Origin of the sequence: Bradyrhizobium sp. AS23.2 (genome assembly GCF_001908185.1) — a bacterium.
Lineage (GTDB): Bacteria > Pseudomonadota > Alphaproteobacteria > Rhizobiales > Xanthobacteraceae > Bradyrhizobium.
This window is the reverse complement of sequence record NZ_LGHM01000182.1, coordinates 1-13135: the sequence shown is the minus strand read 5'-3', so window position 1 is coordinate 13135 and position 13135 is coordinate 1. Positions and strand designations below refer to the sequence as shown.

The following is a 13135-nucleotide window of genomic DNA, read 5'->3' as shown; positions in this document are numbered from 1 at the left end:
GGACGTGATGGACGCGATCAACCAGCCCCTGCTTGCCGTGCGCGACCTCTCGGTGGCCTTCCGCCAGGGCGGCGCCGCCACGCTCGCGGTCGACAAGGTCTCGTTCCAGATCAAGCGCGGCGAATGCGTGGCGCTGGTCGGCGAATCCGGCTCCGGCAAGTCGGTCAGCGCGCTCTCGATCCTGAAGCTGCTGCCCTATCCGAACGCCTCGCACCCCTCGGGCAGCATCCGCTTCAAGGGGCGCGAGCTGATCGAGCAGTCCGAGCCGGAGATGCGGGAGATTCGCGGCAGCGACATCTCCATCATCTTCCAGGAGCCGATGACCTCGCTCAATCCGTTGCACACGATCGATGCGCAGATCAGTGAAATCATCCAGCTGCACAATCCGACCAGCAATGCCGAGGCGCGCAAGAGGACGCTCGAATTGCTGACGCAGGTCGGTATTCCCGAGCCGGAAACACGGCTGAAGAGCTATCCGCACCAGCTCTCCGGTGGCCAGCGCCAGCGTGTGATGATCGCGATGGCGCTCGCCAACGAGCCGGACCTCTTGATCGCGGACGAGCCGACCACCGCACTCGACGTCACCGTGCAGGCACAGATCCTGGCGCTGCTCGCCGAGATCCGCTCACGTCTCGGCATGAGCCTGCTCTTCATCACCCACGATCTCGGCATCGTGCGCCGCATCGCCGATACCGTCTGCGTCATGAAGGGCGGCAAGATCGTCGAGCAGGGGCCGGTCGAGCAGGTCTTCAAGACTCCGAAGCATCCCTATACGCGCGACCTGCTCGCGGCGGAGCCGAAGCCCGATCCGGCGCCGCCGCAGCCTGGTGCGCCGGTGGTGATGTCGGCGGATGACCTGAAGGTCTGGTTTCCGATCAAGCGCGGCTTGATGCGCAAGACGGTTGGCCACATCAAGGCGGTCGACGGCGTCAGCGTTGCCGTACGCAAGGGCGAGACGCTCGGTGTCGTCGGCGAATCCGGCTCGGGCAAGACCACACTCGGACTCGCCCTGCTGCGGCTGATTTCCTCGAACGGACGGATCGTGTTCCTGGGGAGAGACATCCAGGGCCTGCGCTTCAAGGACATGAGGCCGTTCCGGCGCGACATGCAGATCGTGTTCCAGGATCCGTTCGGCTCGCTCAGCCCGCGCATGTCGGTCGCCGACATCATCGCCGAAGGCCTCTCGGTGCATCAGCCGAAGTTGTCGCGCGAGGAACGCGAGGCGCGTGTCGTCAAGGCGCTCGAGGATGTCGGGCTGAAGGCGGACACCCGCTATCGCTACCCGCACGAGTTCTCCGGCGGCCAGCGCCAGCGCATCAGCATCGCACGCGCCGTGGTGCTGGAGCCGGATTTCGTCGTGCTGGACGAGCCGACCAGCGCGCTCGACATGCTGCTCCAGGCGCAGATGGTGGATCTGTTGCGCGAGCTCCAGCGCAAGCGCGAGCTCACCTACATGTTCATCTCGCACGACTTACGCGTCGTCGCCTCGCTCGCCAGCCATCTCATCGTGATGCGCGGCGGCAAGGTGGTCGAGGAAGGGCAGGCCGCCGAGCTGTTCAAGAACCCGAAGACGGACTACACGCGGGCGCTGTTCGCGGCCGCGTTCCGGCTGGAGACGGCCGGGAACGGGTCGGTGGCGACATAACCTCCGTCATTCCGGGGCGCGCTGGCGCGCCTTCGGGATATCAATCACATCAGGCCGAGATTGCGGACCAGCATATAGATCGCTACCGCGAAGATGAGCGCCGCGAACACGGTGTTCAATGCGCCCTTGCGCGCGGCGAGCGAGCCGGCGGAGCGGGCGCCGAGCAGCCCGCCGAGAACTCCGCCGAAGATAAACAACGCGGCAAGATACCAATCCACCAGGCCGGACAGTGCGTAGTTGGCCGCCGTGGTCAGCCCAAACGCGGTCACCGCCACAAGAGAGGAGCCGACCGCATAGAGGATCGGCATGCCGGTTGCAGCGATCAGCGCCGGCACGATCAGAAAGCCGCCGCCGATCCCGAAGAAGCCGGACAAAGCTCCTGTGCCGAACCCCAAGGCGAGGAGCTTCGGCAGATTCTCCCGGTTGAGCCGGACCGATGGCTGGCCCGCGTCGGAGCGGCCCTTCATCATCAGCGCGCCGACCACCATCATGACAATCGCGAACAACGCCAGCAACTTCTGGCCCTCGACGATCTTGCCGAGGGTGGAGCCGAGAAAGGCGCCGGCGACGCCTGCGAGTGCGAATACGGAAGCGCAGCGCCACTTCACGTTGCCGGCGCGGGCGTGGTTGACGAGATTCGCAGCAGCGTTCGCCGCGACGGCTATGGCGCTGGTCCCGATCGCCACGTGAGGATCCGACACGCCGACCAGATAGACGAGGAGCGGCACGGCCAAAATCGAGCCGCCGCCCCCAACCAGTCCGAGCGAAAAGCCGACGAGCGAGCCGGAAGCGAGGCCGAGCGCGCCTTGGGTCAGCGAGAACATGATGGGCGACTCCTCATTTCAAGCCACTGTCACGCGGTTCGTGTGCGCGCGCCGTAGACGCTGCGGTTCCAAGGTGCGCGCATGAGAATGCGGGCCATGCCGCAAAAGCCGGTGACGCCGGCCGTGATCAACCCTGCGCCGACGAAGGCGGACACAGCGAAAAACCACGACGACACGAAGAGACCGAGCAGAGTGCCGACGAAGGCAAGAGTTCCGGCTCCAATCTGCACCTGGCGCTGAAGTTCCAGAGGTTGGTGCCGATCGCTCACGACCGGCAGGCCCGCCTTGCGCCAGGCGTCGAGCCCGCCTTCGACGATATAAGCCTCGCAGGTCTCGCCGAGCTTCGCGGCGAACCGTAGCGCGTTCGCCTGGGTACGCATGCCGCTCTTGCAATGAAAGATGACAGGCTTGCCCTGATGCACGGCGAGGTCTGCCTCGTCCAGCTTCGACAAGGGCAGGTGATGCGCGCCGGGGATTTTCTCGCGGGCGTGCTCGTCGGCTTCGCGGATATCGATGAGCAGGGCGCCGCTGTCGAGAAGACGGCGCGCCTCGGATGGCTTGATTGCGGGTAGTGACATGACTAGCAACTTTCCTGAATTAGTTCTTCGCTTTGACGGGCTTGCAAAAGAGCCTGTGCAGCGTGGCAAAGAGTTGCTCGATGCGCGGATCGGCGATGCGGTACCAGAGCGTCTGGCTTTCGCGCCGAAAGGCGACAATGCCCTCCTCGCGCATCTTTGCGAGATGCTGCGACAGGGCAGATTGCGACAGACCCACGGCTTCCGCGAGGGAACTCACGTTGCTCTCGCCGCATTCGACGAGTTGACACAGGATCATCAGCCGACGCTCGTTGGCGAGCGCGCGCAGAGTTCCGGCGACCTCAACCGCCTGCTTTTCGAAATTCTCTAGATCCAAGGTTCGGGAGGCCATTGGCCGCTCCTTATTTTAGCTATTGCTTATTTAGTATCAGCTAATATATGTGTCAAGACCAACCGACCCGTGGCATCAGGAGATTCAAGCCATGTCAGGACAACCCGTAATCAGAGCGTTCTTCGACGAGCCGACCAACACGGTGAGCTATCTGGTCGCCGATCCAGCAACGAAGAAGGCCGCCATCATCGACCCGGTGTTTGACTACGACCACAATTCGGGCGAGGTGGACACGCGCTCGGTCGAGGCCATGCTGAACGCCGCCGCAGAGGCGCGCTACACGATCGAATGGGTGCTCGAAACGCATGCCCATGCCGATCACCTCTCGGGCGCCCCCTTCATCAAGGCAAGGACCGGCGCACGGATCGGCATTGGTGAACACATCAAGGACGTGCAGCGCATCTTCCGGCCGATATTCAACGCCGTCGATCTGAAGACGGACGGCAGCGACTTCGATTGTCTCTTTCGGGACGGCGAGCGCTTCAAGATCGGCGAACTCGACGTGGAAGTGATCTACACGCCCGGGCACACGCCCGCCGACGTCTCTTACAAGATCGAGGAGACCGTGTTCGTCGGCGACACCCTGTTCATGCCGGACTACGGAACTGCGCGGGCCGACTTCCCTGGCGGCGACGCGCACAAGCTCTACCGGTCGATCAAGCGCCTCCTGGCGCTGCCGCCCGAGACGCGGCTATTCATGTGTCACGACTATAAGGCTCCCGGCCGCGACACCTACGCCTGGGAGACCACGGTGCGCGAACAGCGCGAGAAGAACATCCAGGTCAAGGAGGGCGTCACGGAGGATGAGTTCGTGGCCATGCGTCAGGCGCGCGATGCCAAGCTCTCGGCGCCGAGGCTGCTGCTGCCTTCTATCCAGGTCAACATCCGCGCCGGCAAATTCCCGCCGGCCGAAGCCAACGGGGTGCGCTATCTCACCATTCCCGTGACGCTGAAGGGCGGAGCGCAGACCTGCGTTTAGGCGCAGGCCAGCCGCTATCGTCGGCGAATTTGCGCGAGCTCCAGCGCAAGCATGACCGTCAGAGCCGCTTGATCGCAGCAACTTCGCTGCCGGCCTGCCTGATCCGCGTGATAGCCTGCTCGGTGTTCTCGATCACCGTCGCCATGTGATACGCATTGGCGTGAACCATGGTGCTGCCGTCGCGCACGATGGCGACATGGCCTTTCCAGAAGATCAGGTCACCGCGTTGCAGTTTGCCGTGCTCATGCCGCTCCAGCACGCGGCCGAGACCCGCCTGCTGCATGTCGCTGTCGCGCGGGCAGCCGATGCCGGCTGATGTCAGCGAGACCTGCACGAGGCCAGAGCAATCGATCCCGAGGCTGCTCTTGCCGCCCCAGAGGTAGGGCGTGCCGACGAAGCGCTCCGCGACCGCGACAAAATCCGGCTCGCGATGATCGAGCGATGCAAGATGTGCCTTCGGCACATACGTCCCGTCGCGCGTCACCGCGAAGCTGCCGTCCTCGCGCGCTATCGCGAGCTTCGATCCCAGCACGAGCGTGTCGGCCGGCGGCAGCTTGATCGAGGGACCGGGAAAAGCGAAGGTTCGGAGCGCACTCACTTTGTGCGTCGGCGCGGCTGCGGGTCGCATCAGCGTCGCGTCGGGCAGCCAGCCGACATAGCCGTCGCCGCCAAGCTGGCCCCAGGCCCAGCCTTCGCCGTTGCGATCGTAGATCGTGACGCGTTCGCCGCGCAGCGCCTCTGTCATCAGCACCGCGTCCGATGACGGGCGTTCGCGCATCGGTGCGATCGCCGCGATCACCTCGAACTCCTCGCCGGTGACGAAGCGATCCGCCTGCACCTTGCCTTCGAGATATTTCGCGGCGAGGTCGCCCCGCGCCGGTGTCAGCCGCGGATCATGCATAGCGCTCGCTCAGCAATGTATAGATGGCGCGTGCAGCCTGGCATTCGCCTCCCTCGGGACGAGCCGGCTTCGCCGACGGCGTCCAGCCATAGATGTCGACATGCAGCCAGCTCCTGGCCTGCTCGACGAAGCGTTGCAGGAACAGCGCGCAGGTGATCGAGCCGGCAAAGCCACCCGACGGCGCGTTGGTGATGGTGGCCGTCTTGGAGTCCAGCCACGCATCGTAAGGCGGCCACAGCGGCATGCGCCACAACGGATCGTTCTCCTTCACCGCGCAGCGCGCGACGTCGGCAGCAAGGGTCTCATCATTGGTGTAAAAGGGCGGTAAATCCGGCCCCAGCGCGACGCGCGCGGCGCCGGTCAGCGTGCCCAGGTCGATCAGCAGGTCCGGCTCTTCCTCGTCGGCGAGCGCCAGCGCATCAGCGAGTACCAGGCGACCCTCCGCATCCGTATTCCCGATCTCGACCGTGATGCCCTTACGCGAGGTGAAGATGTCGAGCGGACGGAAGGCGTTGCCGGAGACTGCGTTCTCAACGGCCGGAATCAGCACGCGCAGCCGCACCTTCAGTCTCGCATCCATCACCATGCGCGCCAGCGCCAGCACGTTGGCGGCGCCGCCCATGTCCTTCTTCATGATCAGCATGCCGCTCGACGGCTTCAGGTCGAGCCCGCCGGTGTCGAAGCAGACGCCCTTGCCGACCAGCGTCACCTTCGGACGGGCGGGATCGCCCCAGCCGATATCGATCAGCCGCGGCGCCCGGTCCGAAGCCATGCCGACGGCGTGGATCAGTGGAAAACTCGTCTTCAGGTCCTCGCCGACCACACAGGTGAAGCTAGCACCGAACTCAGCGGCGAGCTCTTGCGCGGCCGCGGCGAGCTCCTCCGGGCCCATGTCGTTGGCCGGCGTGTTGATGAGGTCGCGTGCCAGCGACGCGGCGCCCGCCACGCGATCGATCTCGGCCGCGTCGACGCCATCCGGCGGCACCAGCCGGACGTCGGGGCGGTCCGCCTTGCGATAGCGGGCGAAGCGGTAGCTGCCGAGCGCAAAGGCAAGCGCCGCCAGCCGTGCATCGTGGGGCGCATTGGCGAAGCGATACGTGCCTGGCGGCAACACGCCGGGCAGGGCGCCCGGCCGGAACAGGTCGCGCGATCTTGCGCCCTCGTCCTCGAGGCCGAACAGCACGTGTGCAATCGCGCCGTCGGGCGCGGGCAATGCAAGATAGCCGCCCGGCTTGGCGGTAAAGGCGCTCGCGGTGGCGAACTGGCGTTGCGCCGGCGGCAGCGTCTCACGCACCGCATCCCAGCTCGACTTGGTGACGAAGGTGATGGGGGGTGGCGGTGGACGACGTCTCGAAAACAGAAGGCATTGGCGGGTCCGGATCGTCAGATCAAGCGGGTCATATGAATGGAGGAGACTTCGCAGAGTTTCGCCGCCGCTGCAATCGGCTTTGCTGTCACCGTTCGGAGAGCCGCTACTCGCAGCAAGGGGGCCATGCTAAGTTCCGGGCAAAGGCCGTCAGGCGTAGAGATCGCAGGCGGCTGAAGACAAAGCCTGCCGGGAGGAAATGCAATGGACGTCCTGTGGAGCATGGTCACATTCATCGGCCAGGCCGTCGAGGCGGTTTTCAGCTATGTCGAGCATCATCATTGGATCTTCGCGTTCCTTGCCGGCGGCTACGTCTTCTATCTCCACGATCGCTCCGTACACGCGCGTTTTGATGCGCTCGACAAGCGCCTCGACGAAATCCGCAAGCGGCTCGCAATCGAATATTGATCGGGCGAACGAAACCATTGCCGGGCAGATCTCGTATCCATGCTGAGAACCGCCGTTCACGCGAGCGCGGCCGACGGGCTTTACTAGCGCTGCGGTTGTGGCATTATTGGCAAGTATTTTAGATTGTGCCGTGCAGCTCTGCACCTATCGCGCGCAAGAACGCCGCGGCACGCGGCTGATACTTTATCCGGGTTCATTCTAGCCCGGACTGATGCCTGAACCTCTTCGTCGCAGGCATTTCTCTCATCGTTTGGGCGGCGCAGCATTCGCAATGAGCGGCGCGAGATGGATAGATCGTTCGTTATTGCGCAGATCTCCGACCTGCATCTGGATGGGTCAGGCCGGCTGCTTGCGACCATCGAGGCCCTCATTGCCGCTCTCCGGGAAAGGATGGCGGGTTTCGCGGACGTTCCCGACCGCATCCTGCTGATCACAGGCGATCTCGTCCACGACCCAACGCCGCGTGCGCTCGACGAAGCACTCGCCGTCATCGCGTCCTTCCGGCAGACCGGGCTGTTCACCGACATCCAGGCGATCGCCGGCAATCACGACGTCAAGCGCCCGAGCCATCGTGCGGGCCGCCCCGACGTCTATGATTACCTGCATCTGCCGCGCACCTCGAAGAGCGTCTATTATTGCCAGGCCGGCCTCGATCTGGTGCTGCTGGACTCCAACCGCGCGAGCCTCACGACGCTCGCGAGCGGCAATATCGACCAGGGCACCTACAACGCGTTGGTTGCGGATTCTGCCCGGCTGAGTGTCGACCTCGCGGGCAGCGTCGGGTCGGCTGGACGCGCCGATTATGCCGAGCCGGTGGAAAACCTGGTGCGTGTGCTGGCGCTCCATCATCATCCGCTGCCGCAGGCGACCGGAGAAGGAAAGCGGTTCCTCGGCGCCCCGGACGAGCCGCTGATGTATCTCGCCGCGCCCGCGACCTTCCTCGAAGCAGCCACCTCGCTCAACGTCAATCTGGTCCTGCACGGGCACCGGCACGTGGAGGGACTGACGCGCTATTCGATCCCCGATCCGCGTGCCACGCTGAGTGGGGATGATGAGGCGTTCTGGCGAACGATCTACGTATTGTCCTGTCCGTCCTCGACCGGACAGGCCGGTGACGACGCCGGCTTCAACATCATCCATTTCGGCCCGATGTCTCGTGCGGGCCGCACGGAGCACCGGTTCGCGATCGCGCGCTATTCGCGGCCGCGCAACGGTGGCAGCTTCGGGCTGCTCGACTCGAACCTGCCAGACGGCATCATCAGGCTGCCGGCAGGGCAGGATTTTTCCCGCGACCCGGCGTTCCAATCAATGATCGAGATCGCTTCAATCGCGACGCTGAACCGGGATCAGGTCGCGGCACTGGTTCGCCGGCTCCTGACGCGCCGCGCTTTTTATGCTGACGGCGAGCCGGGCTGGGCGAATGCGCTCCACACCTACCTTGTCACCTCCCACGCCTGGGGCGATCTCGACAGCAAGCTCGCAAGGTCAGGGCGCAAGCATGATGTCGAGGCGTTTGCCGCGGTGATGGTGCTGCTGGGCCGGTTGATCGAGCAATCCGCCGGCGTGCTCGGCGTCGATCATGTTCAGCTCGATGAGCTCCGCGCGAACCGTCTGATCAGTTGCGACGATCTCCGGCGCGAATTGCCCGGGTTGCCGCGCGCGGGCACCGATGTCGAGGCGGAGGCGCGGCAAAGGCTGAAATTGCTGCGGGACCTGAACGAGCGGGTGAAGGCGCTCGGCCTCGATCTCGGCCTCGGCGGCGAGGTGCTGCCGCAGACGCCGCGGTGAGGGGCAGCAAGGCTGACGTTAACCGGCCATTAGGGTTAACAGTCTATTGCTGGCGCGTTCGGCTCGATCAATCGGCTCGAGAGTCAAAGCGCCATGCGTCAACGGTTCAGTCTTGCCCGGCTTCTTGCGTCTACCTCGCTGGTCGCGGCGGTGGCCATGGGGCTCGGTGGCTGCACGGCGATGTCGAAACTCTCCGACGTGACCGGCTCGGTGGGGTCCCGCGCGGAAGCCCCTCCCACCGATCCCGCGCGCGCCGTCGATGTCTATGGCGAGCGCTACCGAGCCAATCCCAAGGACGCCGATGCGGCGCTCGCCTATGGCCAGGCCCTGCGCGCCAACGGCCAGCGCGCCCAGGCCGCCGCCGTGCTCGAGCAGGCGACCATCGCCAATCCCGGCAACAAGGCGCTGCTCGCCCAGTACGGCCGCGCGCTTGCCGACAGCGGCAATTTCCAGCAGGCCTTCGACGTGCTGTCGAAAGCCCATTCGCCAGACAATCCGGACTGGCGCTTGCTCTCGGTGCAGGGCACGGCGCTCGACCAGATGGGCCGTCACGAGGAGGCGCGCTCCTATTATGCGAGCGCGCTGAAGATCGCGCCGGGCGATCCCGGCGTGCTTTCCAATCTCGGCCTGTCCTACATGCTCTCGAAGGACCTGCCGAAGGCCGAAGAGGCGCTGCGGCAGGCCTATGCCTCGCCGCGCGCGAGCGCGCGGGTGCGGCAGAATCTCGGCCTGGTCGTCGGTCTCCAGGGCCGCTTCGCCGAAGCCGAGACCATCGTGAAGGCGGACCTGCCGCCGGACCAGGCCGCGGCCAATGTCGCCTATCTCAAGGAAATGCTGAACCGCAGTAGCGCCCCCAAGCGGACGCCGGTCGCCTCGCTCAGCCAGCCCGACTGATCAGACCTGATCGTCTCAGCTTGACGTCGCCGCGCGAACCGCGCGCGGCTCGCGTCCGCGTCAGTGCAGCTCGGAGATCTTGATCCCGGTCGGTCCGAGAATGACGACGAACAGCACCGGCAGGAAGAACAGAATCATCGGCACCGTCAGCTTCGGCGGCAGCGCGGCGGCCTTCTTCTCGGCTTCGTTCATGCGCATGTCGCGGTTTTCCTGCGCCATGACGCGCAAGGAATGCCCGAGCGGCGTGCCGTAACGCTCCGCCTGCTGAAGCGCGAGACATACCGACTTGACGCCCTCGAGCCCGGTGCGCCGCGACAGGTTCTCATAGGCGACCTTGCGGTCCTGCAGATAGGACAGCTCGGCCGTGGTCAGCGTGAACTCCTCCGACAGTGCGATCGACTGGCCCACGATCTCGGTGGCCACTTTCCGGAACGCCATCTCGACCGACATGCCGGATTCGATGCAGATCAGCAGCAGGTCGAGCGCGTCAGGAAAGGCGCGCTTGATCGAGAGCTGGCGCTTGGAGATCGCGTTCTTGAGGAACAGCATCGGCGCCTGGAGGCCGAGATAGGCCGCGCCGATGCAGATGCCGATCTTGACCGGCATCGGCTTTTCCATGTGCGCGATCAAGAACACGTAGAGGACCGCGCCGACGAGCAGTACGAGCGGCGCCACCATGCGGGCGAACAGGAAGGTGATGTAAGGCGCCTGACCGCGATAGCCGGCCATGATCAGCTTGTCGCGGGCGGCTTCCTGCGCGAGCCATTTGGTGAGGTTGAAGTCCTCGACGACCTTGGAGACGAGCTGCTTCGGCGTCTGGCGCAGCGAGACCTTCTCGCCCTTGTTGAGGCGGTCGCGCTCACGCTGCCGGATGCGTTCGCGCTCGCTCGCCACCGCCTTCATGCGCTTGGAGAGGCCTTCGCCGGCGAACATCGGCATCACCAGCGTATAGACGGTGGCGCTGGCGGCGATGGCCGCCAGCAGCATGGTCATGAAGCGGACGTCATGCAGTTTTGAGACGAGAAATTCGACCATGCGGCACCGTCAGAAATCGAAATTGATCATCTTCTTCATCACCATGATGCCGATCGACATCCAGACGACGCAGCCGACCAGCATGAGCTGGCCGGTGGGATGGGTCCACAGAAGCGAGATGTAGTGCGGCGTCGTGAGATAGACGAGGAACATCACGATCGGCGGCAGCGAACCGATGATGCCGGCCGAGGCCTTGGCCTCCATCGACATCGCCTGGATCTTTTCCTTCATCTTCTTGCGATCGCGCAGCACCTTGGAGAGGTTGCCGAGCGCTTCGGAGAGGTTGCCGCCCGATTTCTGCTGGATCGAGATGACGATGCCGAAGAAGTTGGCCTCCGGAAGCGGCATGCGCTCATAGAGACGCGAGCAGGCCTCGCCGAGCGGCATGCCGATCGCCTGCGTCTCGATGATGTTCAGGAATTCGCCGCGCAACGGCTCGGGCGCGTCGGCCGCGACGACCTTGATCGATTCGAACAGCGGCAAGCCCGCCTTGATACCACGGACGATCACGTCGACCGCGTCCGGCAGCGCCGCCAGGAATTTGGCTTCGCGACGCTTCTTCAGGAAGCCGAGTGCCCAACGCGGCAGGCCGAAGCCTCCGGCAAAGGCGAGGCCCGCGGCACCGAGCAGGCCGCCCCCGACGAACAGAGCGGCTGCGGCTAGCACACCCGCCAGGACGGCCGACGCGATCCAGAATTTCTGCGGTGTCCAGTCGAGCCCGGCCTGCGACAGGCGGACGCTGAGCGGAACGCTCTTCTCCTGCTGGCGCCGCGCCTCGAGATCCTTGAGCGAGGTCTCGACCTGCTCGCGGCGCGATCGCTGGCTCTTCTCGGTCTGCTTGGCGGCGGGCGCGTCGGCACGCGCGATCGAGGCGCGTCGGCTTTCCGCCTTCCGCTCGCCCGACAGCAGCGGATAAAGGAAGACCCAGGCGATGCCGCCGACGGCGGCGGTGGCGAGGAAGGCGAGGGCAAGGACCTGCATGTTCATGGCGGCGCTGACCTGCTCATGTCTTCGGCGCCACTTCCGCCGCGTCGAGCGCGGCGGCAAGTCGCTTCTCGTCGCCGTAATAGCGGGCGCGTTCCCAGAACTTCGGACGGCCGATGCCGGTTGAGCGGTGCCGGCCGATGATCTTGCCGTTGGCGTCCTCGCCGACCATGTCGTAAAGGAAGATATCCTGGGTGATGATGGTGTCGCCTTCCATCCCCATCACCTCGGTGATGTGGGTGATGCGGCGTGAGCCATCGCGCAGACGCGCGGCCTGGACGATGACGTCGATCGAGGCGCAGATCATCTCGCGAATGGTGCGCGAGGGCAGCGAGAAGCCGCCCATGGTGATCATGGATTCGCAGCGTGACAGTGCTTCGCGGGGATTGTTGGCGTGCAGCGTCCCCATCGAGCCATCGTGGCCGGTGTTCATGGCTTGCAGCAGGTCGAAAGCCTCGGGGCCGCGGACTTCGCCGACGATGATGCGTTCGGGACGCATACGCAGGCAGTTTCGCACCAGCTCGCGCATGGTGACCTGGCCTTCGCCTTCGATGTTGGGAGGGCGGGTTTCGAGCCGCACCACATGGGGCTGTTGCAACTGCAGTTCGGCCGCGTCCTCGCAGGTAATGACGCGTTCGTCATGCTCGATGTAATTGGTTAGGCAGTTGAGCAGCGTGGTTTTGCCCGAACCGGTACCGCCGGAGATCAGCACGTTGCAGCGGACGCGGCCGATGATCTGCAGGATCTCCGCGCCCTCCGGCGAGATTGCGCCGAACTTGACCAGCTGATCGAGTGTCAGCTTGTCCTTCTTGAATTTACGGATGGTGAGTGCAGGACCGTCGATGGCGAGGGGCGGCACGATCGCGTTGACGCGGGAGCCGTCGGCGAGGCGCGCGTCGCAGATCGGCGAGGATTCGTCGACGCGCCGACCGACCTGGCTGACGATGCGCTGGCAGATGTTGAGGAGCTGCTGGTTGTCGCGGAAGCGGATGCCGGTGCGCTGAATCTTGCCGCCGACTTCGATGAAGACGGTGCCGGCCCCGTTCACCATGATGTCGGCGATGTCGTCCCGCGCGAGCAGCGGCTCGAGCGGACCATAGCCGAGCACGTCGTTGCAGATGTCGTCGAGCAGTTCTTCCTGCTCGGCGATCGACATCACGATGTTCTTGATCGCGATGATTTCGTTGACGATGTCGCGGATTTCCTCGCGCGCAGACTCGGAATCCAGCTTGGCGAGCTGGGCGAGGTCGATGGCCTCGATCAGCGCGCCGAAGATCGTCGCCTTGACCTCGTAGTAATTGTCCGAGCGGCGGTTCTCCATGGCCGGCGCAAGCTTCGCCGGGGCAAGCGGCGGCGAGGCGACGGCCGGTGGGGGCGGCGCGCG

At 64.9% G+C, this 13135-nt stretch carries 13 protein-coding genes; 5 read left to right on the top strand and 8 right to left on the bottom strand.

Annotation, left to right across the window (positions count from 1 at the left end; translation table 11 throughout):
* The first annotated feature begins 7 nt into the window (after positions 1–7).
* Positions 8–1645, top strand: a complete 1638-nt coding sequence (locus AC630_RS34335; RefSeq protein ID WP_074122852.1) for an ABC transporter ATP-binding protein — start codon at positions 8–10, stop codon at positions 1643–1645.
* A 44-nt stretch (positions 1646–1689) separates the two neighbouring features.
* Here AC630_RS34335 and AC630_RS34330 read toward each other — a convergent pair whose 3' ends face one another.
* The 3 genes from AC630_RS34330 to AC630_RS34320 are packed head-to-tail and all read right to left on the bottom strand — an operon-like array spanning position 1690 to position 3396.
* Positions 1690–2469: a sulfite exporter TauE/SafE family protein gene (locus tag AC630_RS34330; protein WP_074122851.1), complete on the bottom strand. Its 780-nt coding sequence runs from the start codon at positions 2467–2469 to the stop codon at positions 1690–1692.
* Between the two features lie 29 nt (positions 2470–2498).
* A complete protein-coding gene (locus tag AC630_RS34325; RefSeq protein ID WP_074122850.1) occupies positions 2499–3047 on the bottom strand; it encodes a rhodanese family protein in 549 nt (182 codons plus the stop codon).
* 19 nt (positions 3048–3066) lie between these two features.
* On the bottom strand, positions 3067–3396 hold the full coding sequence (locus AC630_RS34320) for an ArsR/SmtB family transcription factor (RefSeq protein ID WP_074122849.1): 330 nt from the start codon (positions 3394–3396) through the stop codon (positions 3067–3069).
* 91 nt (positions 3397–3487) lie between these two features.
* On the opposite strand from AC630_RS34320, the gene AC630_RS34315 reads away from it, so the two are divergent.
* Positions 3488–4375 carry an MBL fold metallo-hydrolase gene (locus AC630_RS34315; protein WP_074122848.1) on the top strand — a complete coding sequence of 296 codons (888 nt, stop codon included), beginning with the start codon at positions 3488–3490 and terminating at the stop codon, positions 4373–4375.
* A 58-nt stretch (positions 4376–4433) separates the two neighbouring features.
* Here the strand turns inward: AC630_RS34315 and AC630_RS34310 are convergent, their stop codons facing one another.
* Together AC630_RS34310 and AC630_RS34305 are read right to left on the bottom strand one after the other, a co-directional pair.
* Complete coding sequence (locus tag AC630_RS34310) at positions 4434–5276, bottom strand: C40 family peptidase (protein ID WP_074122847.1); 843 nt, start codon at positions 5274–5276, stop codon at positions 4434–4436.
* Entirely contained in the window at positions 5269–6570 is a 1302-nt protein-coding gene (locus tag AC630_RS34305) for a leucyl aminopeptidase family protein (protein WP_502691571.1), read from the bottom strand. Before AC630_RS34305 ends, AC630_RS34310 begins: the two co-directional genes overlap by 8 nt.
* Positions 6571–6846: 276 nt before the next feature.
* Between AC630_RS34305 and AC630_RS34300 the strand changes: the two genes are divergently transcribed.
* The 3 genes from AC630_RS34300 to AC630_RS34290 all read left to right on the top strand — a co-directional run bounded on the left by AC630_RS34300 (position 6847) and on the right by AC630_RS34290 (position 9732).
* Positions 6847–7050: a hypothetical protein gene (locus tag AC630_RS34300; RefSeq protein WP_074122846.1), complete on the top strand. Its 204-nt coding sequence runs from the start codon at positions 6847–6849 to the stop codon at positions 7048–7050.
* 285 nt (positions 7051–7335) lie between these two features.
* Positions 7336–8838 carry a metallophosphoesterase family protein gene (locus tag AC630_RS34295; protein ID WP_074122845.1) on the top strand — a complete coding sequence of 501 codons (1503 nt, stop codon included), beginning with the start codon at positions 7336–7338 and terminating at the stop codon, positions 8836–8838.
* Between the two features lie 93 nt (positions 8839–8931).
* Positions 8932–9732, top strand: coding sequence for a tetratricopeptide repeat protein (locus tag AC630_RS34290; RefSeq protein WP_074122844.1), 801 nt, complete (start codon positions 8932–8934; stop codon positions 9730–9732).
* Positions 9733–9792: 60 nt separating this feature from the next.
* Here AC630_RS34290 and AC630_RS34285 read toward each other — a convergent pair whose 3' ends face one another.
* The 3 genes from AC630_RS34285 to AC630_RS34275 all read right to left on the bottom strand — a co-directional run.
* Complete coding sequence (locus AC630_RS34285) at positions 9793–10767, bottom strand: type II secretion system F family protein (RefSeq protein ID WP_074122843.1); 975 nt, start codon at positions 10765–10767, stop codon at positions 9793–9795.
* A gap of 9 nt (positions 10768–10776) precedes the next feature.
* Positions 10777–11754: a type II secretion system F family protein gene (locus AC630_RS34280; protein WP_074122866.1), complete on the bottom strand. Its 978-nt coding sequence runs from the start codon at positions 11752–11754 to the stop codon at positions 10777–10779.
* A 16-nt stretch (positions 11755–11770) separates the two neighbouring features.
* A partial coding sequence (locus AC630_RS34275; RefSeq protein ID WP_074122842.1) for a TadA family conjugal transfer-associated ATPase occupies positions 11771–13135 on the bottom strand: 1365 nt, incomplete at its 5' end.

Excerpts from the sequence above, each read along its gene's own strand:
- AC630_RS34335 (WP_074122852.1), top strand. The coding sequence starts at position 8 with ATGGACGCGATCAACCAGCCCCTGCTTGCCGTGCGCGACCTCTCGGTG.
- AC630_RS34330 (WP_074122851.1), bottom strand. The coding sequence starts at position 2,469 with ATGTTCTCGCTGACCCAAGGCGCGCTCGGCCTCGCTTCCGGCTCGCTC.
- AC630_RS34325 (WP_074122850.1), bottom strand. The coding sequence starts at position 3,047 with ATGTCACTACCCGCAATCAAGCCATCCGAGGCGCGCCGTCTTCTCGAC.
- AC630_RS34320 (WP_074122849.1), bottom strand. The coding sequence starts at position 3,396 with ATGGCCTCCCGAACCTTGGATCTAGAGAATTTCGAAAAGCAGGCGGTT.
- AC630_RS34315 (WP_074122848.1), top strand. The coding sequence starts at position 3,488 with ATGTCAGGACAACCCGTAATCAGAGCGTTCTTCGACGAGCCGACCAAC.
- AC630_RS34310 (WP_074122847.1), bottom strand. The coding sequence starts at position 5,276 with ATGCATGATCCGCGGCTGACACCGGCGCGGGGCGACCTCGCCGCGAAA.
- AC630_RS34300 (WP_074122846.1), top strand. The coding sequence starts at position 6,847 with ATGGACGTCCTGTGGAGCATGGTCACATTCATCGGCCAGGCCGTCGAG.
- AC630_RS34295 (WP_074122845.1), top strand. The coding sequence starts at position 7,336 with ATGGATAGATCGTTCGTTATTGCGCAGATCTCCGACCTGCATCTGGAT.
- AC630_RS34290 (WP_074122844.1), top strand. The coding sequence starts at position 8,932 with ATGCGTCAACGGTTCAGTCTTGCCCGGCTTCTTGCGTCTACCTCGCTG.
- AC630_RS34285 (WP_074122843.1), bottom strand. The coding sequence starts at position 10,767 with ATGGTCGAATTTCTCGTCTCAAAACTGCATGACGTCCGCTTCATGACC.
- AC630_RS34280 (WP_074122866.1), bottom strand. The coding sequence starts at position 11,754 with ATGAACATGCAGGTCCTTGCCCTCGCCTTCCTCGCCACCGCCGCCGTC.